The sequence below is a fragment of the Streptomyces sp. NPDC003327 genome, from assembly GCF_053589515.1.
Genome location: NZ_JBSFSA010000007.1, coordinates 151,027 through 170,112, shown reverse-complemented (window position 1 = coordinate 170,112; position 19,086 = coordinate 151,027). Strand labels below are relative to the sequence as shown.

The window sequence follows — 19,086 nt, the reverse complement described above, 5'->3', positions numbered from 1 at the left end:
GGCTAGGCCTTTCTCGCATGCACGAGGAGGATGGAGGCGAGGGACGGCAGCCCGCAGGCCAGCCGGTCCAGCGGACGCAGGGGGCGCGGCACTCCGTGGAACGGAGCACCGGCGACCGCCACCACCTCGAAACCGGACGCGGTCACGAACTCGCGCAGCGCGCGTGCCGTGTACAGCCTCAGATGGCCCACCACCTCCTTGCCCGGTCTGCCGTGGATGCGACGCAGGCTCACCTCCGAGAACACCGGCTGGACCCCCGCGAGCAGCAGGGCGCGGTTGTACCAGGCACCGAGGTTCGGCGTCGAGAGCATCAGATGCCCGCCGGGCCGCAGGACCCTGCGGAGTTCGTCGAGGGCGCTGTCGGGGTCGACGAGGTGCTCGACGACCTCGCTGAACAGCACGGCGTCGGCGCTGCCGGAGGCGAACGGCAGTCCGCTGCCGGTCAGTTCGCCGCGGACGACCTGGCTCAGGCGCGGTGCCGCCCGGCGCAGCGCGTCCTGCGACCAGTCGATCCCGACGACGCGGTGCCCGTCCAGGACGCGGGCGGCGGTCGCACCGGCCGAGCCGTCCCCGCAGCCCACGTCGAGGACGGTCGCGGCCGGGGAGCCGGGCCCGACGGGGCCGAGCGCGTCGGCCAGCATCCGCGCCTGGCGCAGGGTGCGGGCTTCCCCGGAGGCGACGGGGACGGCGGGGTTCTCGTAGAAGTCCCGCAGCCCGGGGACCGGCCCGTTCGACGACGTGACCGCCGCGTCGGGCGACGTCCCGGGTGCCGCGGAGCCATGGGCGGAGCGTGTCATGACGGCCTCTTGTGGTTGTCCTCGGTGGAGCGGGCTCCCGCCGGTGTCGGGTCCGTGTGCGGTGTGCCGCGGGGCTGCGTCCCGTCCCGGCCCGAGGTGCGTTCCCGGTCCGCGGGCGCCTCGACGCCCGTCGCGGCCAGCGACTCCTCGAACAGGCCCGCCAGGCGGGCACCGGCCTCGTCGTCGAGCAGCGCCCGCGACCAGCGCAGCGTCACGTGCAGGCGACCGCCGGTGGAGGCGGCCGCGACGCCCAGCCCGCGCGGCATCCGCGCCGGTGCGGAGAACCACACGGCCGTCGCCCGGCCGCCGTCGCCGAAGTCCAGCGCGTACGGCACCCGTCCGATGTTGGTGACCAGTGCCGTCGACGTCCAGGGCGCCGCCGCCCGCCGTGCGCCACGGGTGAGCACGCCCCGGACGCCGACCGGGAGCAGCGGTGCGGTCAGCAGACTCGCCCCGGCACCCAGGGGGGCGCCGTGGGACGCCTTCAGGGCGCGGGTGCGCCGCGCGGTGGTGCGCAGCAGCCGGGCCACGGCCGCCGGGTCCGGCCGCTCCCCGAGCAGCAGGTCCGTGTCGCGGGGGTCGTCGGGGGTCATGGCCACCTCGACGAGCCGGGTTCCGTTGCCCATCGGCATCTCGCGGCCGCGGGGCCGGTCGTCGACGGGCATCGTGATCCGTACCGGCCCGGTCGGCCGGCCTCGCTCGGCGTTCCAGCGGCCGACCGTCAGGGACGCGGCGACCAGGAGCCGGTCGTTGACGGTCCAGGGCGGCAGGTCCGCGTGCGGCGCCGCCCGCCGCGGCGGTACGGGCAGGTCCACCTGGAGCATGCCGTTGCCCACGGCGCGGGCGCGAACCGACTCGGGGCGGGAGTCCGGCGCGACGCGTACGGGACGGGTGCGCACGGTCCGGCCGGTTCCGCTCGCGGCCGGACCCGAACGGGCGGGCCGGACCCGCCCGTCCACCGGGAGCGCCGCCCCACCTGCGTACTCCTCGGCGGTCGTGGCGAGCACGCGCAGGCCCGACGGGGCGTCGAGGGCCGTGTGATGCGTCGTCAGCAGCAGCACGGTCCTCGTCGGGTCAGCCGGGCCGGCCGCCGAGGACGACTCCGTCGCGGCCGACGCCCCGTCCACCTCGACGATCTCCAGGCGCATCGGCGGTGACAGGGTGAGCGGCGGGCACGCGTCCAGCGCGCGGGCCCGGGCACCGGCCAACGCGGCCGCGCCGCGCCCCGCGAGGCTCACGGGGTCGACGTCCGGTTCGCCGGTCAGTTCCCAGGCGAAGGAGCGCCGGATCCGTCGGCCGGGCACTTCCCGCGTCAGCACCCGGGGGTGCGCCAGCAATGCCCGCCGGAACGCCGCCCGCAGCCTCTCCGGGTCCAGCCGTCCGGGCAGATGGACCTCGATGTGCACGCTCTCCGGTTCGTCGTCGCTGAGGCAGTGTCGCGACACCTCGTCGGCGGTCGGAAAGGGGATCCGGGCCTCGGAGGGAGGAGCCGGCGTCCTCCCGGCCCCCGCCCCCGGAGCGCTCCCCCCGCGGGCGTTCCCGGGGGCGGTCACGAGGGGCCACCGCCTTCGGGCCGCCGGAGGGGCGGCGCCGGCCGGTCCCCGCCGGCGGCGGACCGGGGTCTGGCCGTGACCACCGGTCCGGCTTCCGCAGTGCCCGACGCGTCGCCGTCCGGGCGACCGTCGCCGGGCTCCTGCCCGGCACCGGACCCGCGCTCGGCGGCCTCGGCCGTCGGCCGTACCGGCGTCACCAGCGCCGCGGACAGGGCCACCAGCGCGAGCACCTGCGCGAAGCCGCTGAACGCGCCCTCCCCCGCGGCGACCGGCTCACCGGCGCCGACGGCGGCGACCAGGCCGGCCCCGGCCATCGCCGCCGCCGCGGTCGGGACCAGCACCGCCGGCCGGAACCGGGCCGCCACGGCGAGTGCGGGCACGACCAGGGCCAGCGGCCCCGCCGCCACCGCGACGACCGCGGTCAGCACCAGCGTTCCGAGCAGCAGGCCCGGGGGCGACGGTTCGGAGCGCTCCTCTTCGGTCATGCCGTCGCCGCGCCGACGGCCCACGAAGGCGAGGGCGACCAGCGCGACGAGCGCGCACGCACCGCCGATCAGGGCCGCCCGGTACGGCCCGGAGGGCTCGAACTCCATGGTCACCGTGCCGGACGCCCCGGCCGGGATCACCCAGGCCTGCTGCCAGCCGTCGAGGCGCACCGACTCCAGCTCCGTGCCGCCCAGGGTGGCCTTCCAGCCGTCGTTGGCGTTCTCGTAGGTCCGCAGGTACGTGGCTTCGCCGGAGCCGGGCGACACCGAGACGGTCCGGCTGTCCTCGCTCCACCGGGTGACGGTGGCCTCGCGCCCCGCCGCCCCCGCCGGCTTCTCCGCGGTGCCCCGGGTCAGCGTGACGTCGGTGATCGCCAGCGGGCCCGCGTCACCCGCCTCCACCTCGTGCTCGCCGGACGGGAGTTCCAGGGTTCCGTCCTTCTCCTCCCCCGCGCAGAGGGTGACGGTGACGGGACGTCGTTCGGTGAGGTCTCCGACGAGTCCGGAGGCCTTCGTCTTGTGCAGGACGCCGCCCACCGCGAGGTCCGGGCCCTCGCCGCACGGCAGGGAGAAGCGCGCGGACGGCTTGGGCCTCGGCACCCGCAGGTCGGCCAGTGCGGGGACGTGCACCTCGCTCAGCCCGACCGGCAGTTGCAAGGGCCCGTTCGCCACCGGATTGTGGACGGTGAGCGGGGCGACCCTGCTGATGGTGATGTCGAGCCGGTCGGTCGTGATCGCCGGGAAGCGGACCCGTCCGTTCTCGTCGACATCGGCCACGGCGGCGCCGTGCGGGGAGCTGATCATCACCTGCTCGGGCCGGGTGGACACCCCGCCCGCCGCTGCGAGGACGATCTCGTCGACCGGCCGCTTCCCGGGCCAGGCCAGATGGACGACGGGCCGGTCGCCCGCGATCCAGGAGGTGGTCAGGTCGCCGTCGACCAGGTTCCGGGCGCCGAGGGACGCGCCGTTGCGGCTCACGGAGTCCGCCGTGGCCGTCACCCGGTTCCTCGATCCGGGAGCCGCACGGTCGAGCAGTGCGTCCAGGGCCGTGCCGGGCACGGCGACGGCTCGCGCCGACACCTCGTACTCGCCCGCTGCCCGGGTGCGGAACATCCGGTGGAGTCCCACCTCCACCGACGCGGGCGACAGTCCGCCCGCGTCGGTGCCGCGGTGGAGCGAGTACACGGTCGTCTCCGCCTCGGTGCGCTCCGCGTCGGCGGGCAGCACGAGCATGCGCGTCACCTGCACGTCCGGGATCGACACCTCGGAGAACCCGGCGCCCGAGAGGCCCGGGCGCGCCTGCTGCGCGGCGACGATGGTGATCTTCATCCAGGAGGCCCTGCCGGAGGGGGCCTTGACGGACTGCGGCCGGCCGTTCGTCTGCAGGGGGCTGTCGGCCGCACCGCGGTCGGTCTCGATCCGCACCCGCGTGGGCGCCGCGCGCAGGGCGTCGCCCGGCAGGGGCGTCACCTGGAGGGAGGCCGGGATGTCGGTCGGCGCGGAGAAGTCCACCTTGAGCCACTGTCCGACGGGCTCACCGGGGGTGCCCTCGGTCCACACGGTGTCCGGATTGCCGTCGAACGCGTTCACCGGGTCGTACTGGGGCTGGTGGAACAGCCAGTTGCCGCTGCTGGAGGCCGTCACGGCCGCGGCGCCGCGCAGCACCGCCGTCGTCTGGTGCTCGGCGCCCTCCGACGGCAGGATCTGATGCGGCCGCTCGCCCGGGTTCTGCAGGCTGCCGGGGTGATTGCGCTCGTCCGCGGTGTACGTGTACGAGGTGTTGTTGTTGACCAGGCCGAAGCGGGTGTCGGCGCGACGCAGCCCGTCGGCGACCGCCTTCACCGGCGGGACGACGCCCCGGGGCAGACGGTCCCCGGCCAGGACGGCCGGCCGCTCGGCCAGCGAGGGGTCGGCGGACAGCTGGAGCAGCGACTCGGGGCCGCCGCTGACCACGGCCGTGTCGGCCACGGCCGACACACCGACCCGGCCCGGCCTCGCGTCGCGGCCCAGCGGCTGGTAGATCTCCACGGCCTGGAGCCGCGGGAACAGCCCCTGTACCTGGAGCGGGGTGTCGGCGGCGATGCGTCCGCCGGTCACCAGCGGGCCGAACCCGGTGATCTTGCGGTAGCCGGACGACTCCAGGGTTCGCTTCACCGTCTGCGGAGGGACGTATCCGATCTGGTCCGGGTCGAGGTCGTTGCGGACGACCACCTCGTGCACGCCGGCGCGGGCGAGGTAGGCCCGGAGACCGGGTACCTCGGTGCCCGACAGCAGCGCCTGCTCGACGGCGTCCGTCATCCGGCGCGCTCCGGGTGTGCCGAAGGGGACGAAGTCACGCTGGGCCCAGGGGGTGTCGGCCAGGACGTCGAACGGCTGGTCGATCGGGGATCCCCAGGTGTAGATGCCGTGCGCCGTCGCCGGGACGACCAGTGCCCGGCTGTCCGGGGCGTTGTCCTTGAGCCACGCGGCGGCCTTCTCCCAGTGGGTGGGCAGCTTGGTGAACGCCCCGGGCTGCAGGATCGAGCCGTTGACGTACGGCAGCGCCAGACCGGGCACGACCAGCGCCGCCACGGCCACGGGCGCCCAGCGGCGGCCGCGGAGTGCGCGGGAACCCCTGTGCCGGGACAGCACGGCGGTCAGATGGGCCAGTCCGAGCGCGAGCGCGAGGGCCAGCCCCGGCTGGAACTTGTAGATGTTGCGGAACGGCTTCAGCGCCCCGTTCAACCAGTCCTGGACGACGCCGTGGAACGGGCCGCCGAACGCTCCGCCGTACCCGGCGAGCGTGATCAGGACGACGGCCAGAACGGTCAGCACCAGCCAGCGGCGCTCGGGGAGGTCCCGCCGGGCCAGGCCCGCCAGCCCCAGCGCGGCGGCGAACGCCGAACCCAGCACGGTCACGACGGAGGTCACGACGGTCCAGCCGGCCGGCAGCCACGCCTCACCGAAGTTCAGATAGGCCACCCAGTTCCCCGCGCCGCGCAGCAGCTCGGTCGCGGACATGGTGGCGGTGGTGGTGTCGGCCTGCTCCACGTACGGCATGAAGTTCTCGCCGTACCGGCCGAGCAGGAGCAGCGGCACCACCCACCACACGGTGGCCAGCACGACGCCCGGGATCCACCAGCCCAGCAGCGCCCGCCGACGCCGGCCGGGCGGACGGCTGAGCAGGTAGAGACCCACGGGCAGCAGCGCCGCGAGCGTCGAGGCCGCGTTCACGCCGCCCATGAAGGGAATCAGCAGGGCCGAACGTGCCGCGGCCGTCCGGGGGCCGCGCGCCGCGTCGGTCAGCGGCAGCAGCACCCAGGGCAGCAGGGCGCCGGGCAGCGCGGCGGCGGAGGTCGATCCGACGACGATCGTGAAGGTGGGCCACAGCGCGTACGCGACCGCACCGACGACGCGGGACGCCGGCGTGCCCACCCGCAGCCGTTCGGCGAGCCGGAGCGCGCCCCAGAAGGCGGCGGTCACGACGACCGACAGCCAGAGCCGTTCGGCCAGCCACACCGGTACGTGCAGCAGGTCCGTCAGCGCGTAGTAGGGCAGGGCCGGGAAGGCGTAACCGACGTACTGGTTGGCTATGCCGCCGAGGCCCACGTTGCCGTTCCACAGCGACCCGAGGTCACCGATGAAGCGCCAGGGGTCGAGGGCGACGCCGAGCTTGGTCTCGAACGTCATCCTCCCCGGGGACACCGCGAGGAACGACACCAGCACGGCGGCCCAGAAGCCGAACAGCAGGCGTCGTCCCCGCGGCTCGCCGGCGTTCTGCGACGGCTTCGAGCCGGGGTGCGGCGCCCGGGTGGGCGCCTGGACCGTAGAGGTCATGACCGTTCCTCGCTTCGCATGCTCATGGGCTTCGCCTGAGAATCAGCAGCAGATTCCAGGTGGCGATCTCGCGGAGTCCCGGGACCCGGGTGATCGTGCTCGCGAGGAACGGCCAGTAACGGGAGCGCGCCGTGACGACCTGCACGTCGCCCCGGCCGCGGACGTGCCGAAGGGTGGGCCCGATGTGGACGGGGAAGAGGTTCTCGCCGAGCGTGTGCTTGGCCGGGCGGCCGGTGCGCCGTTCGTAGCGTTGGCGGGCCCGGTCGGCTCCGAGGTAGTGCCACGGCGCGGTCTCGTGGCCTCCCCAGGGGGACAGCCAGTTGGTGAAGGACAGGTAGATCAGTCCGCCGGGGCGGGTGACCCGCGCCATCTCGCTGATGAACGTCTGCGGGTCCGCCACGTGCTCCAGCACGTTGGACGAGAAGCACACGTCCGCGGCGCCGTCGGCGAGCGGCAGCAGGTATCCGTCGGCGAGCACCGCGTCCTCGGTGACCGGGCCGCGGGCGCTCAGCTCCCGCAGGTCGGGCTCGAAGAGGTAGCACTGCGCACCGCGGCGGCGGAACTCCTCGGTGAAGTGGCCGCTGCCGCCGCCGACGTCGACGACGATCTTGCCGGTGAGGTCGACGTGGCGCGCCACCTGCTCCACCGAGTCGCGGGCCAGGAGGGTGTAGCACCGTTCGGGATCGCTGGGTTCGCGCATGAACGCCCGGAAGAGGGCGGCCGACCTCCGCAGCGACGGATCCTTGAATCCGCGTTCGGTGGTCTCAGCCATGGCCGCTCCTGTCGCGTCCGGGGGCGGCGGCGCGGGCCGCGGCCTCGGCGGCGACCGCCTGGAACTGACGGACCGTGGCACTCCACCGGAAGCGCTTGGCGCGCTCCTCGGCGGCCCGTCCCATGGCCGCGCGCCGTTCGGTACTGAGGGACAGGGCGCACCACGCGGCGGCGAACGCGCTCTCGCCCCGGGCCAGCACCCCGGTCTCCCCGTCCTCGACGGAGTCGCAGAGGCCCGGTATGTCGAACCCGATCGCGGGGGTGGCGCGGGCCGCCGCCTCGGTGACGACCAGCCCCCATCCCTCGACGAGCGAGGGGTGCAGCAGGAGCCAGGCCTCGCACATCAGCCGGTGCTTCTCGGCCTCCGACACCCGGCCCGCGAACGTCACGGCCGGGCCGGCCATGGCTTCGAGGCGCGACCGTTCGGGGCCGTCGCCCACGATGACGAGCCGGCCACCGGTGACGGGGCGGACCCGCTCCCACAGTCGGAGGAGCAGGTCGATGCGCTTGTACTCGACCAGCCGGCCGACGGCCAGGAACAGCGGTTCCTCGGCCTCGGGCAGCGGCGGGCCGGGGTCCTCGACCCCGTTGTTGACGATCCGGATGCGGTCCGCGGCCACGCCGATGGCGCGCAGCTCGGAGGCGGTCGACTCCGAGACGGCCACCATCAGGTTGGCGCGGTGGGTGCCGGCCAGCGCCCAGTGCTCCAGCCTGCGTCCGAGCCGGGCCGCCGGGCCGGGGTAACGCATCTGCCACAGGTCCGTGTGCACGTGGTTGACCAGGCACACCGTGGGTCCGCGGTGCCACAGCGGCGTCAGGTACGGCATGCCGTTGCACACCTCGACCAGCAGGTCGCAGTCGCCGACCTCGCGGGCGAAGGTCGACCTGGCCCGCAGGAAGTGACCTGCGTCGCCTCCCGCGGAGACCACCCGGTAGTCGCGTGCGGCGGCCGGGCCGCCGCACACGAGGGTGACGTCGTGGCCCGCGGCGGTCAGACCGCCGGCTATCCGGTCGATGAGCAGTTCCGAGCCGCCGGCGGCCCGGTTGGCCACGTCACGGCGGGCGAGGAAGGTGATCCGGCGCGGCAGGAGCGCCTGGCCGGACGCGGCCTGCGGGTCGCCGAGGGGCGAGCCGGCGACGGGGCCGCCGCCGAGGGGTCGAGCGGGGACGGACGGGGAGTCCTGCCGGCCGAGGGCCGGGGCGGACGCGCGCTGGGGCATAGGGGTGCTCCAACTCGGGGGCTGCGGGAGGCAGACGGGCGGGGGTTGCCGGGCTTCCGGGGATGAAGCGCTGGGCCGACTCGGTGTGCGCGTACGGGGGGTGCGGGTGTTGCGGGTGCTGCGCTTGATGTGCCTGCTGCGATTGCAGCGAAGCTGTGCTGCTGCGGTGCTGTGAGTGCTGCGGTGCCTGACCCGGACGTGCGGGTGTCCTGTCGGCACCAGGACGGCGGGAGGCCCTGGATGAGCGCCGTTCCACCGGAAACACTGGCCTTACTCAGCGGTAACGCAAGTGTTCTTACATCGATTCGTTCCGGCTACTCACGTGGGTGACAATTTCGAGTCCCTCATGAGGCGGCTTTTCATCACTCCGATGAGTGGTGCGGCACTCGGCGGCCCCGCACCAGCAGGACGGTGCCGACGGCGGCCAGCAGTCCGCCCCCGATCCCGCCCAGGAGGGGCGCGGTCTCGCCGAGCAGCTCCAGCCGACCACTGTCCTTGGAGGCCAGCTTCACCTGCTCGCGCCGGGTCGCCTCGGTGAACTCCAGCCGCTCGCTGGAGAGCAGGGTGACCGCGTCCTTCTGCGAGCCCGGGGCCCGCAGCGTCTTCGTCGGTGCGATCAGCGCGTTCATGATCCGTCCGGTCCTGGGCTCCACGGTCAGGGCGATCCTCGCGTTGGAGTACCACTCCTCGGCCGCCACCTGCCCCGGGCGCGCACTGCCGACCAGCACGCCGGGCACCAGACGGGTGCCCGTCCTGGTGGCCTCGACGGCGCCGACGAAGCGGTAGCCCCGCTGGCCGTTGACGCGGGTGACCTCGTCGAACTCCAGCGGCACGGCGGCACCCAGACTGCTGTCCCACCAGGTGTAGGTGCGCTTCTCGACGTCGAACGGGAACTTCAGGTACGCCTCGCCCTCGAACGCGGGCTTCTCCTCGCAGCAGTGAACCGGAAGGTTCGTCCGGCGATCGGTCACCCAGCGTTCGGTGGTCCACTGCAAGGACTTCCGCGGATCGGCCAGCGGCAGCGTCTTCGGCGTGTCGATCTGGGTCGACACGTCCCAGATGGCACTTCCGCTGCGCTCGCTGCCGGCGACGTCCCCGAGCACCCGGCGGGTGACCGTGATCGTCTGGTCGTCCACCGTGGCCACGGACCCGGTGTCGAAGTAGCTGCCCCGCCCTTCGAAGACCGTCGTGGAATCGGTGTCGGTGGGTGTGCGTTTCGCGCGCGGCTCCACGTACCACGCGAGCAGGGGGGCGAGCACCAGCAGAAAGACGCCGGCACCCAGCAGGACCAGGGACAAGGGCGATGTCGAACGACGCATACGGGTACTCCGATACGGACGCGAGATGCGAGGAGTTCAGGGTGGTGTGCGGGGCGGGCCGCGCGCACGGATCACGGGTCGACCGGGGCGAGGGGCGACTTACCCGGTGGTAACACTGCCGTGAACGGCGAAGCTAGGTGGCGCTTGACCACCTGTCAATGCACCTCGCATACTGACCGCGCCGGACCGGGCCGGCGCGCTGGGTGACAGACCTCGTCGACTGAGAGGCCGATCATCCTCATGTCCAGACTGCTCGCCGCCCTCCTGACCTGTGTCGCCGCCGCCGTTCTGGCCACCGGCGCCGCCTTCGGAATCGTCGCCGTGCTCGACGCCACGCCCGAGCAGCCGAACGTGCCGCTCGTCACATTCCCCGACCCGCCCGTCCACGCGCCTTCCGCCGCACCCGGCCCCGGCGCGGGCTAGTTTGTGCCCGTGCCGCCCGACCGAGCTCACGAAGACCGGACATCCAGGAGCGGTGGTGTGGAAGCCTCGTCAGCATGGCGCGACGTGCCACGAGAACGGATCCAGCAGTTCGCCGACCGGGCGCTCGAGCAGGTCCCCGAGCTCGCGCAGGACATCCTCACGGAGATCCGGCGGGAGCATCCGGGCCTGGAGTTCATCGAGGACGAGTCCGGGGAGCCGAAGGCCCTGGTGGCCATCCGGCACGCGCTGGAGCTCTTCGTCGAGCAGATGACCACGGGCTCGGTCCGGCCGGGTGCCATCCCCGAGGTGTTCCGCGACTTCGGGCGCGGTGAGGTCGCGCACGGGCGCAGCCTGGACTCCCTGCAGGGGATCTACCGGTTGGGCGTGCGCCTGTCCTGGCGTCGCATGGCGGAGATCGGCCAGCAGGTCGACATTCCGTCCTCGGCCATGTACGAGCTCGCCGACTCCGCGTTCGAATATCTCGACGTGATGGTGGCCCAGTCGGTACGCGGCTACGCCGAGGCCGTAGCCCGCCGGGCCGGGGAGCGGCTGCGCCTGCAGCGGCTCCTCGTCGACCTGCTGCTCTCCGAGCACCGCTCGGACCCGTCCGCGGCCCTGGCCGACCGCGCGGCCGACGTGGGCTGGCACCTGCCCGAGAAGGCGGCGGTGGCCGTGTTGCTTCGCCCTGCCGCGGAAGCCGTCGCCCCCGCCGTGGGCGACGAGGTGCTGTTCGACATGGAGGGTGACCGGCCGCGCCTGGTCGTACCGGACCCGGACGCCCCCGGGCGGGCGGAGTTGCTGCACCGGGCGGTCGCCGGCTGGTCCGGCGCGATCGGCCCGTCGGTTCCCGTGGCGGAGGCCGCCACGTCGCTGCGGTGGGCCGAGGCCGCCGTCGGGATGATCGAGCGGGGCCTGCTGCCGCGCGGGCGGCTCCTGCACTGCGGCGAGCACGTCGAGGCCCTGGTGCTGCTGCCGGCGGGCGAGTTGATCGACGACCTGGCGCGGCGGAGGCTGGCGCAGCTGGACGAGTCCGGCGGCCCGGCGCACGCCCACCGTCTCGCCGAGACCCTGCTGGCCTGGCTGGAGACGCGGGGAGGCGCCCCGGAGGTCGCCGCCCGGCTCGGAGTCCACCCGCAGACCGTGCGCTACCGGCTGCGGCAGCTCCGCGAGTTGTGGGGCGACGACCTGGACGACCCGGACCGCCGCTTCGAGCTGGAACTGGTGCTGCGCACCCGGCGTCTGCGCGGCGATCTCGTCCCGCCGCCCGACTGACCGGGGTCCCGCCCGCGGCTCCCTCCTAGTGTCCGGCCCCGAGGAACGACAGCCGCACCTGCCGTTCCGGGTTGTCCTTGTTCGTGTCCACCAGGCAGACGGACTGCCAGGTGCCGAGGGCCAGGCGGCCGTCGATGACCGGGAGGGTCGCGTGGGGCGGGAGGAAGGCGGGGAGGACGTGGTCGCGGCCGTGGCCCGGGGAGCCGTGGCGGTGCTGCCAGCGGTCGTCGGCCGGGAGGAGGTGGTGGAGGGTCGTCAGGAGGTCGTCGTCGCTGCCCGAGCCGGTCTCCAGGACGGCGAGGCCGGCGGTGGCGTGCGGGACGAAGAGGTTGAGGAGGCCGTCCCGGCCGGCGGCCACCTCCGCGAGGAAGGTCTCGCAGCTGCGGGTCAGGTCGGTGACCGACTCGCGGGCGCCGGTGGTGAGGGTGAGGAGCCTGGTGGTGAAGGTCTGCGACATGAGGTCATCCTGCCGCCGCGCGGGGCGGAGCGCCGCCCGGGCGGGGCGTACGACGGGGTCCCGGGAAGATCCCCGGCCCCCGCCCAGTTGGTAGAAGCGTGAACGATTTCGTGGTCGAAGAGGCACAGGGTGACGCGGTCGCCGTGGACGTCGTCGTGATCGGCGCCGGGCAGGCGGGGCTTTCGGCCGCCTTCCATCTGCGACGGGTCGGGATGGAGCCCGACCGCGACGTCGTCGTGCTCGACCACGCTCCCCGGCCGGGCGGGGCCTGGCAGTTCCGCTGGCCCTCGCTCACGTACGGCAAGGTGCACGGCATGCACGCGCTGCCCGGCATGGAGCTGACCGGCGCCGATGCCGCGCGTCCGTCCTCCGAGGTGATCGGCGCCTACTTCGACGCGTACGAGGAGACCTTCGGCCTCCGGGTGCACCGTCCGGTCGACGTCACCGCCGTACGGGAGGGGGAGGGCGGGCGGCTCCGGGTCGAGACCTCCGAGGGGGTGTACGCGGCGCGCGCCCTGATCAACGCCACCGGCACCTGGGACCGGCCGTTCTGGCCCCGTTACCGCGGCCAGGAGACCTTCCGCGGGCGCCAGCTGCACACCGCGGACTATCCGGGGCCCGGGGCGTTCGCGGGGAAGCGGGTGGTCGTCGTCGGCGGCGGGGCGTCGGGGACGCAGCACCTGATGGAGATCGCCGAGGTCGCCGCCGCCACCACCTGGGTGACCCGGCGGGAGCCCGTGTACCGCGAGGGGTCGTTCGGCGAGGCGGAGGGCCGCGCGGCCGTCGCGCTGGTGGAGGAGCGGGTACGGCGGGGTCTGCCGCCGCAGAGCGTCGTCTCGGTGACGGGGCTCCCCCTGAACGACGCGATCCGGGCCGCCCGGGCCAGTGGCGTCCTCGACCGGCTGCCGATGTTCGACCGGATCACGCCGACCGGGGTGGCCTGGGCGGACGGCCGGACGGTCGACGCCGACGTGATCCTGTGGGCGACGGGCTTCCGGGCCGCGATCGACCACCTCGCGCCGCTGCGGCTGCGCGAACCGGGCGGCGGCATCCGGGTGGAGGGCACCCGCGCGGTGCGCGACCCGCGCGTCCACCTGGTCGGCTACGGGCCCTCGGCGTCGACCGTCGGCGCCAACCGGGCCGGCCGCGCGGCCGTGACCGAAATCCGTCGCCTGCTCGCCGGGTCGACGCCCGTGCCGTCGGTCGCCTCCGGACACGCGGCGGCGCCGCCGGCCTCCTGGGACGGGAGGCCGGCGGCGCCGGGCACTGCGATCGTCAGATGAGCCAGCCCAGGAAGTGGGCGACACCGGCGAGCAGCTGGGTGATGACGTTCATGGTGGAACTTCTCCTCGTGCAGGTACATCAGTGGGACAGCGCAATCACGGTCTGCAGCCCGTCGCTTGCGCACCGTCATCATCCGACGCCGTACGGGAGACCGGCAACGATTCGCCGTGCGATCACACGTTCGTGGGAACAACCGCTCCCACGTTCGCCTGTTCGCCTCCGGAGGTACGGGCGTCCCTCCGCACCAGGGCGGCGTACCGCCCGTCCTGGTCGAGCAGCTGCTCGTGCGTGCCGCGCTCGACGATCCGCCCGGCCTCCAGGACGACGATCTCGTCCGCGTCCCGGACGGTGGAGAGCCGGTGGGCGATGGTGATCGTGGTGCGGCCGGCCGACAGGGCGTCGATGGCCTCCTGCACGGCCTGCTCGGTCCGGGTGTCGAGGGCGCTGGTCGCCTCGTCCAGGATGAGCACCGGCGGGTCGCGCAGGATGGTGCGCGCGATGGCGAGGCGCTGCTTCTCGCCGCCGGAGAAGCGGTAGCCGCGCTCCCCCACGAGGGTGTCGTAGCCGTCGGGCAGCGAGGCGATGTGGTCGTGGATCTGGGCGGCGCGCGCGGCGGCCTCGATCTCCTCGTCGGTGGCGTCCGGCTTGGCGAAGCGCAGGTTGTCGGCGACGGAGGCGTGGAAGAGGTAGGTCTCCTGGGAGACCACGCCGATCGCGCGGGCGAGGGTGTCGAAGTCGAGGTCCCGCACGTCGACGCCGTCGAGGGTGACGCGGCCGTCGGTCACGTCGTACAGCCGGGGCACGAGGTAGCTGAGCGTGGACTTGCCGGAGCCGGTGGGGCCGACGACGGCCAGGCTGCCGCCCGCGGGGACGGTTACGTCGACGTCGTCGAGGGTGGGCCGGCCGGCGCCCTCGGGGTCGTACCGGAAGGAGACCTTCTCGAAGGCGACCTCGCCGCGGATCCGGTCGAGCCGGACGGGCTCGGCGGGTTCCGTGATGTCGACCGGCAGGTCGAGGTACTCGAAGATGCGCTGGAAGAGCGCGAGGGAGCTCTGTATCTGCACTCCGGTGGAGAGCAGGCTCACGGTGGGCCGGAAGATGCCCTGCTGGAGGGTGACGAAGGCGACGAGGGTGCCGAGCGATATCGCGCCGCCCGACCGGAGGGTGATGCCGGCGGCCCAGTAGAGGACGGCGGGCATCGCGCCCATGACCATGCTGATGACGGACATGCGCCACCGTCCGGCCATGGAGGAGCGCACCTCGAGGTCGACGAGGCGCTCGGACTCCGCGGCGAAGGAGCTGGTCAGCGAGGAGGCGCGGCCCATGGTGCGGCCGAGCAGAATGCCGCTGACCGAGAGGGACTCGGTGACGGTCGCGGCCATGGCGGCCATCTGCTTCTGGCGCTGGGTGGTGATCCGCTTCCGCTCGCGGCCGACGCGCCGGCTGATCCAGACGAAGACGGGGAGCAGGAGCAGGGAGACGAGGGTGAGCCGCCAGTCGAGGGCGAGCATGGCCACGACGGTCGCGACGACCGCGGTGACGTTCGAGACGAGGGAGGTGGCCGTGGAGGTCACGGTCGCCTGCATGCCGCCGATGTCGTTGGCGATGCGGGACTGGACCTCGCCGGTGCGGGTGCGGGTGAAGAAGGCGAGCGGCATCCGCTGGAGCTGCTCGTAGACGCCGGTGCGCAGGTCGTGCATGACGCGCTGGCCGACGGTGGTGGAGATGAGGGTCTGGAGCACCCCGAAGACGCCGTTCAGGACGGCGGTGGCGATCATGCCGAGGGCGAGCAGGCCGAGGAGCCCGGTGCGGCCCTGCGGTATGGCGGTGTCGAGGATCTCCTTGAGCAGGAACGGCGAGGCGACCGAGACGAGCGACGCGGCGCCCACGAGGAGGCCGACGAGCGCGAGGCGGCCGCGGTAGGGGCGGAACAGCCGGAGGATGCGCCGCAGCTGCGCGGGCTCCTTCGACCGCGCCGGATCGCGGGGCGGAGGGGTCCAGGTGGACTGGTCGTGGGGGTGCATGGGCTCCTGCGGGTTTCGTCTCGGACGGGTCGCCCGGGCGGACGACGGTCGGCGGCGCGCGGCTCGACCGCGGCTTGATCGCGGCTCGGCAGAGCCTAGTTCATTGTTACCTATACTCACAATGAACGGGGTCCTGATATTGTTCCCGCATGAGCACCTCCGACCGTCCGACCGCTCCCGTCCGAGCCGACGGGGGGGACGCCGACGGGCTCCTCGCCGAGCAGCTGCTCCGGCTGACCCGCCGCCTGCACCGCATCCAGAAGCGCCACCTGGAGCCGCTGGGCATCACTCCGGCCCAGTCTCGGCTGCTCCGCACGGTCGCGCACTACGGCGACGCCCCGCCGAGGATGGCCGATCTCGCCGCCCGGCTGGAGGTCGTGCCGCGGGCGGTGACGAGCCTCGTCGACGGCCTGGAGGCGGGCGGGCGGGTGCGCAGGGTGCCCGATCCCGCCAACCGCAGGGTGGTGCGGATCGAGCTCACGGACACGGGCCGCGCCACGCTGCGGGAGCTGCGCAGCGCGCGCCGGGCGGCCGCAGAGGACATCCTTGATCCGTTGACCGTCGATCAGCGCGAGGTGCTCGGAGGTCTGCTGACCGCCCTGGCCGGCCCCGGCCCGGACGGCTGCTGACCCGGCTCCCGGGACGCGCCGAAGGGGAGCCGTGCCATGCCACTGCTGGAACCGAGCCCGCAGGCCCTCCGCCCCCGCGCACGGCGGAGCCCCGCCCCCGACCGGGTCCCCGAGCTCCTGTCGCACGGCACCCCGCGGCGGCTGCGCGAGGAGCTGATGGAGCTGCTCGGCCCCGAGAAGGTGCTGACGCGGATCTCCGACCTGGTGCGGTACGCCTCCGACGCGAGCCCGTACCGGTTCGTCCCGCAGGTGGTGGTCGTCGCCGAGGACGTCGACGACGTCTCGACCGTCCTGTCGTACGCGCACGGCAAGGGCCGTGAGGTCGTCTTCCGGGCCGCGGGGACGAGCCTCAACGGCCAGGCGCAGGGCGAGGACATCCTCGTCGACGTGCGGCGCCACTGGGTGGGGGCCGAGGTGCTCGACGGCGGGGCGCGCGCCCGGTTCGGGCCCGGCACGACCGTCGTCCGCGCCAACGCCGCGCTCGCCCCGTACGGCCGGGTCCTCGGCCCCGATCCGGCGAGCGCCGTCGCCTGCACGCTCGGCGGGGTCGTGGCCAACAACGCCTCGGGCATGACCGCCGGGACGACCCGGAACTCGTACCGGACGCTCTCCTCGCTGACCTTCGTGCTGCCGAGCGGGACCGTCGTCGACACCGGGGACCCGGCCGCCGACGAGGAGCTGGCGCGGGCCGAGCCGAGGCTCTGCTCGGGGCTCCTGGAGCTGAAGGCCGAGATCGAGGCCGACGCCGAGCTCACGGCCCGGATCCGGGCCAAGTACGCGATCAAGAACACCAACGGCTACCGGCTGGACGCCTTCCTCGACGGGACCACGCCCGTGGAGATCCTGCGCGGGCTGATGGTCGGCTCCGAGGGCACCTTCGGCTTCATCTCCGAGGTCGTCTTCGACACCCTGCCGCTGGGCCGCGAGGTCTCCGCGGCCCTGCTGTTCTTCCCCTCGCTCCCGGCCGCCGCCGAGGCCGTCCCGCTCTTCAGCCGGGCGGGGGCGCTCGCGGTCGAGCTGATGGACGGCAACACCCTGCGGGCCTCGGTCAGCGTCGCGGGCGTGCCGGCCGACTGGGCCGGACTGCCGAAGGAGACGGCGGCGCTCCTGGTGGAGTTCCGGGCCCCGGACGCGCCCGCCCTCGACGCGTACGAGGAGGCGGCCCGTACCGTCCTGGCCGGGCTCGACCTGGTCGCCCCCGTGCCCTCCGCGGAGAACGCCTTCACCCGCGATCCGCGCCGGATCGGCGGCTACTGGAAGGCCCGCAAGGCGTTCGTCGCGGCCGTCGGGGGCTCCCGCCCCTCCGGTACGACGCTGATCACGGAGGACTTCGCGGTCCCGCCCGCCCGTCTCGCGGAAGCCTGCGCCGAGCTGCTCGACCTCCAGGCGCGGCACGGCTTCGACGCCGCCGTGGCGGGACACGCGGCCCACGGCAACCTCCACTTCCTGCTGGCCTTCGACGCCGGGGAACCGGCCGACGTCGAGCGGTACGCGGCCTTCATGGACGAGTTCTGCAAGCTGACCGTGGAGCGCTTCGACGGCTCCCTGAAGGCCGAGCACGCCACCGGCCGGAACATCGCGCCGTTCCTGGAGCTGGAGTGGGGGGCGAAGGCGACCGAGCTGATGTGGCGGACCAAGGCCGTGATCGACCCGGACGGGGTGCTGGCCCCGCGGATCGTCCTCGACCGCGATCCGGGCGCCCATCTGCGGGGCCTGAAGACGATCCCGGCCGTGGAGCGGATCGCCGATCCCTGCATCGAGTGCGGCTTCTGCGAGCCGACCTGCCCCAGCGGCGATCTGACGACCACTCCGCGTCAGCGGATCGTGCTGCGCCGGGAGATGATGCGGCAGGCCGCTGGTTCGAAGGTCGAGGCCCGGCTCCTGGAGGCGTACGGCTACGACGCCGTGGACACCTGCGCCGGCGACTCCACGTGCCGGCTGGCCTGCCCGGTCGGGATCGACACGGGTGCGCTGATGAAGGAGTTCCGGCACGCGCGGCACTCGCCGCGCGAGGAGCGGATCGCGGCCCTCACGGCGCGGAACTTCCGGGCGGTGGAGACCTCGGCGCGGCTCGCGGTCGCCGCGGCGGACCGGATCGGGGACCGGGTCCTGGAGCGGGCGACCGGCCTCGCCCGCCGGGCGGTCCGGCCCGACCTCGTCCCGGAGTGGCTGCCGGAGATCCCGGGGGCGGCCGCCCGCCGGCTCCCCCGCACCCACCGCCCCGCCGCGGCCGCCGTCTACTACCCGGCCTGCGTGAACCGGATCTTCGGCACCCCCGGCGGGCCGCGGGAGCCGTCACTGCCCGAGGCCGTCGTCGCGGTCTCCGCCCGCGCCGGACGGCCGGTGTGGGTCCCGGACGACGTGGCCGGTACGTGCTGCGCCACCATCTGGCACTCCAAGGGGTACGAGCGGGGCACCGAGGTGATGGCCAACCGGATCGTCGAGGCGGCCTGGGGGTGGACGGCGGGCGGCCGGCTGCCCCTGGTGGTGGACGCCTCCTCCTGCACCCTGGGCCTCGCGCGGGAGGTCGTCCCGTACCTCACGGCGGAGAACCGCGACCTGCACGCCGAGCTGACCGTGGTCGACTCGCTCGTGTGGGCGGCGGACGAGCTGCTCCCCCGGCTCGACGTGCTCCGCCGGGTCGCGTCCGCCGTCGTGCACCCGACGTGTGCGATGCGGCACCTCGGCGACGAGGAGAAGCTGACCGAACTGGCCCGGGCGTGCGCGGAGGAGGTCGTCGTCCCGGCCGACGCGGGCTGCTGCGCCTTCGCGGGCGACCGGGGGATGCTGCACCCGGAGCTGACGGCCTCGGCGACGGCGCGGGAGGCCGCCGAGGTCGGGGGCCGGACGTTCGACGCGTACCTCTCGGCCAACCGGATGTGCGAGATCGGGATGGACCGGGCCACCGGCCGGACCTACGTGTCGGCCCTGCTCGCCCTGGAGCGCGCCACGCGCCCCGGGACGCGCCCCTGAGGCCCCCTCAGTTCCTGACGTGCCGTCGTGTCGGGGAGCGGCCCCTCACCCCCCTCGGTGAGG

At 74.0% G+C, this 19,086-nt stretch carries 13 protein-coding genes; 5 read left to right on the top strand and 8 right to left on the bottom strand.

Annotated features, from left to right (window positions below):
* Positions 1 to 2: 2 nt before the first annotated feature.
* From ACWDVG_RS09290 to ACWDVG_RS09265, 6 genes are all read right to left on the bottom strand, one after another.
* Positions 3 to 797 carry a class I SAM-dependent methyltransferase gene (locus ACWDVG_RS09290; RefSeq protein ID WP_451697718.1) on the bottom strand — a complete coding sequence of 265 codons (795 nt, stop codon included), beginning with the start codon at positions 795 to 797 and terminating at the stop codon, positions 3 to 5.
* Positions 794 to 2,242 (bottom strand): condensation protein, encoded by a 1,449-nt coding sequence (locus tag ACWDVG_RS09285; RefSeq protein WP_451697716.1) that lies wholly within the window; start codon positions 2,240 to 2,242, stop codon positions 794 to 796. The genes ACWDVG_RS09290 and ACWDVG_RS09285 overlap by 4 nt, the downstream gene beginning before the upstream one ends.
* Positions 2,243 to 2,346: 104 nt before the next feature.
* Complete coding sequence (locus ACWDVG_RS09280) at positions 2,347 to 6,651, bottom strand: alpha-(1->3)-arabinofuranosyltransferase domain-containing protein (protein WP_451697714.1); 4,305 nt, start codon at positions 6,649 to 6,651, stop codon at positions 2,347 to 2,349.
* 22 nt (positions 6,652 to 6,673) lie between these two features.
* Positions 6,674 to 7,423 carry a class I SAM-dependent methyltransferase gene (locus tag ACWDVG_RS09275; protein WP_451697713.1) on the bottom strand — a complete coding sequence of 250 codons (750 nt, stop codon included), beginning with the start codon at positions 7,421 to 7,423 and terminating at the stop codon, positions 6,674 to 6,676.
* On the bottom strand, positions 7,416 to 8,642 hold the full coding sequence (locus ACWDVG_RS09270) for a glycosyltransferase family 4 protein (protein WP_451697711.1): 1,227 nt from the start codon (positions 8,640 to 8,642) through the stop codon (positions 7,416 to 7,418). The genes ACWDVG_RS09275 and ACWDVG_RS09270 overlap by 8 nt, the downstream gene beginning before the upstream one ends.
* 362 nt (positions 8,643 to 9,004) lie before the next feature.
* Complete coding sequence (locus ACWDVG_RS09265) at positions 9,005 to 9,961, bottom strand: DUF3068 domain-containing protein (protein ID WP_451697709.1); 957 nt, start codon at positions 9,959 to 9,961, stop codon at positions 9,005 to 9,007.
* Between the two features lie 240 nt (positions 9,962 to 10,201).
* Between ACWDVG_RS09265 and ACWDVG_RS09260 the strand changes: the two genes are divergently transcribed.
* The gene (locus ACWDVG_RS09260) at positions 10,202 to 10,384 is read left to right on the top strand and encodes a hypothetical protein (protein WP_451697707.1); all 183 of its coding nucleotides are present in this window, start codon (positions 10,202 to 10,204) and stop codon (positions 10,382 to 10,384) included.
* 84 nt (positions 10,385 to 10,468) lie between these two features.
* Positions 10,469 to 11,656, top strand: a complete 1,188-nt coding sequence (locus ACWDVG_RS09255; RefSeq protein WP_451697705.1) for a PucR family transcriptional regulator — start codon at positions 10,469 to 10,471, stop codon at positions 11,654 to 11,656.
* A gap of 25 nt (positions 11,657 to 11,681) precedes the next feature.
* On the opposite strand, the gene ACWDVG_RS09250 is transcribed toward ACWDVG_RS09255, so the two are convergent.
* On the bottom strand, positions 11,682 to 12,113 hold the full coding sequence (locus ACWDVG_RS09250; protein ID WP_451697703.1) for a secondary thiamine-phosphate synthase enzyme YjbQ: 432 nt from the start codon (positions 12,111 to 12,113) through the stop codon (positions 11,682 to 11,684).
* A 98-nt stretch (positions 12,114 to 12,211) separates the two neighbouring features.
* Between ACWDVG_RS09250 and ACWDVG_RS09245 the strand changes: the two genes are divergently transcribed.
* A complete protein-coding gene (locus ACWDVG_RS09245) occupies positions 12,212 to 13,396 on the top strand; it encodes an NAD(P)-binding domain-containing protein (RefSeq protein WP_451697701.1) in 1,185 nt (394 codons plus the stop codon).
* Between the two features lie 174 nt (positions 13,397 to 13,570).
* On the opposite strand, the gene ACWDVG_RS09240 is transcribed toward ACWDVG_RS09245, so the two are convergent.
* Entirely contained in the window at positions 13,571 to 15,421 is a 1,851-nt protein-coding gene (locus tag ACWDVG_RS09240; protein ID WP_451697699.1) for an ABC transporter ATP-binding protein, read from the bottom strand.
* A gap of 149 nt (positions 15,422 to 15,570) precedes the next feature.
* On the opposite strand from ACWDVG_RS09240, the gene ACWDVG_RS09235 reads away from it, so the two are divergent.
* Together ACWDVG_RS09235 and ACWDVG_RS09230 are read left to right on the top strand one after the other, a co-directional pair.
* The gene (locus tag ACWDVG_RS09235) at positions 15,571 to 16,050 is read left to right on the top strand and encodes a MarR family winged helix-turn-helix transcriptional regulator (RefSeq protein WP_451697697.1); all 480 of its coding nucleotides are present in this window, start codon (positions 15,571 to 15,573) and stop codon (positions 16,048 to 16,050) included.
* Positions 16,051 to 16,086: 36 nt separating this feature from the next.
* The gene (locus ACWDVG_RS09230; protein ID WP_451697695.1) at positions 16,087 to 19,023 is read left to right on the top strand and encodes an FAD-binding and (Fe-S)-binding domain-containing protein; all 2,937 of its coding nucleotides are present in this window, start codon (positions 16,087 to 16,089) and stop codon (positions 19,021 to 19,023) included.
* The last annotated feature ends 63 nt before the right edge of the window (positions 19,024 to 19,086 follow it).

Excerpts from the sequence above, each read along its gene's own strand:
- ACWDVG_RS09290 (WP_451697718.1), bottom strand. The coding sequence starts at position 797 with ATGACACGCTCCGCCCATGGCTCCGCGGCACCCGGGACGTCGCCCGAC.
- ACWDVG_RS09280 (WP_451697714.1), bottom strand. The coding sequence starts at position 6,651 with ATGACCTCTACGGTCCAGGCGCCCACCCGGGCGCCGCACCCCGGCTCG.
- ACWDVG_RS09275 (WP_451697713.1), bottom strand. The coding sequence starts at position 7,423 with ATGGCTGAGACCACCGAACGCGGATTCAAGGATCCGTCGCTGCGGAGG.
- ACWDVG_RS09270 (WP_451697711.1), bottom strand. The coding sequence starts at position 8,642 with ATGCCCCAGCGCGCGTCCGCCCCGGCCCTCGGCCGGCAGGACTCCCCG.
- ACWDVG_RS09265 (WP_451697709.1), bottom strand. The coding sequence starts at position 9,961 with ATGCGTCGTTCGACATCGCCCTTGTCCCTGGTCCTGCTGGGTGCCGGC.
- ACWDVG_RS09260 (WP_451697707.1), top strand. The coding sequence starts at position 10,202 with ATGTCCAGACTGCTCGCCGCCCTCCTGACCTGTGTCGCCGCCGCCGTT.
- ACWDVG_RS09250 (WP_451697703.1), bottom strand. The coding sequence starts at position 12,113 with ATGTCGCAGACCTTCACCACCAGGCTCCTCACCCTCACCACCGGCGCC.
- ACWDVG_RS09240 (WP_451697699.1), bottom strand. The coding sequence starts at position 15,421 with ATGCACCCCCACGACCAGTCCACCTGGACCCCTCCGCCCCGCGATCCG.
- ACWDVG_RS09235 (WP_451697697.1), top strand. The coding sequence starts at position 15,571 with ATGAGCACCTCCGACCGTCCGACCGCTCCCGTCCGAGCCGACGGGGGG.
- ACWDVG_RS09230 (WP_451697695.1), top strand. The coding sequence starts at position 16,087 with ATGCCACTGCTGGAACCGAGCCCGCAGGCCCTCCGCCCCCGCGCACGG.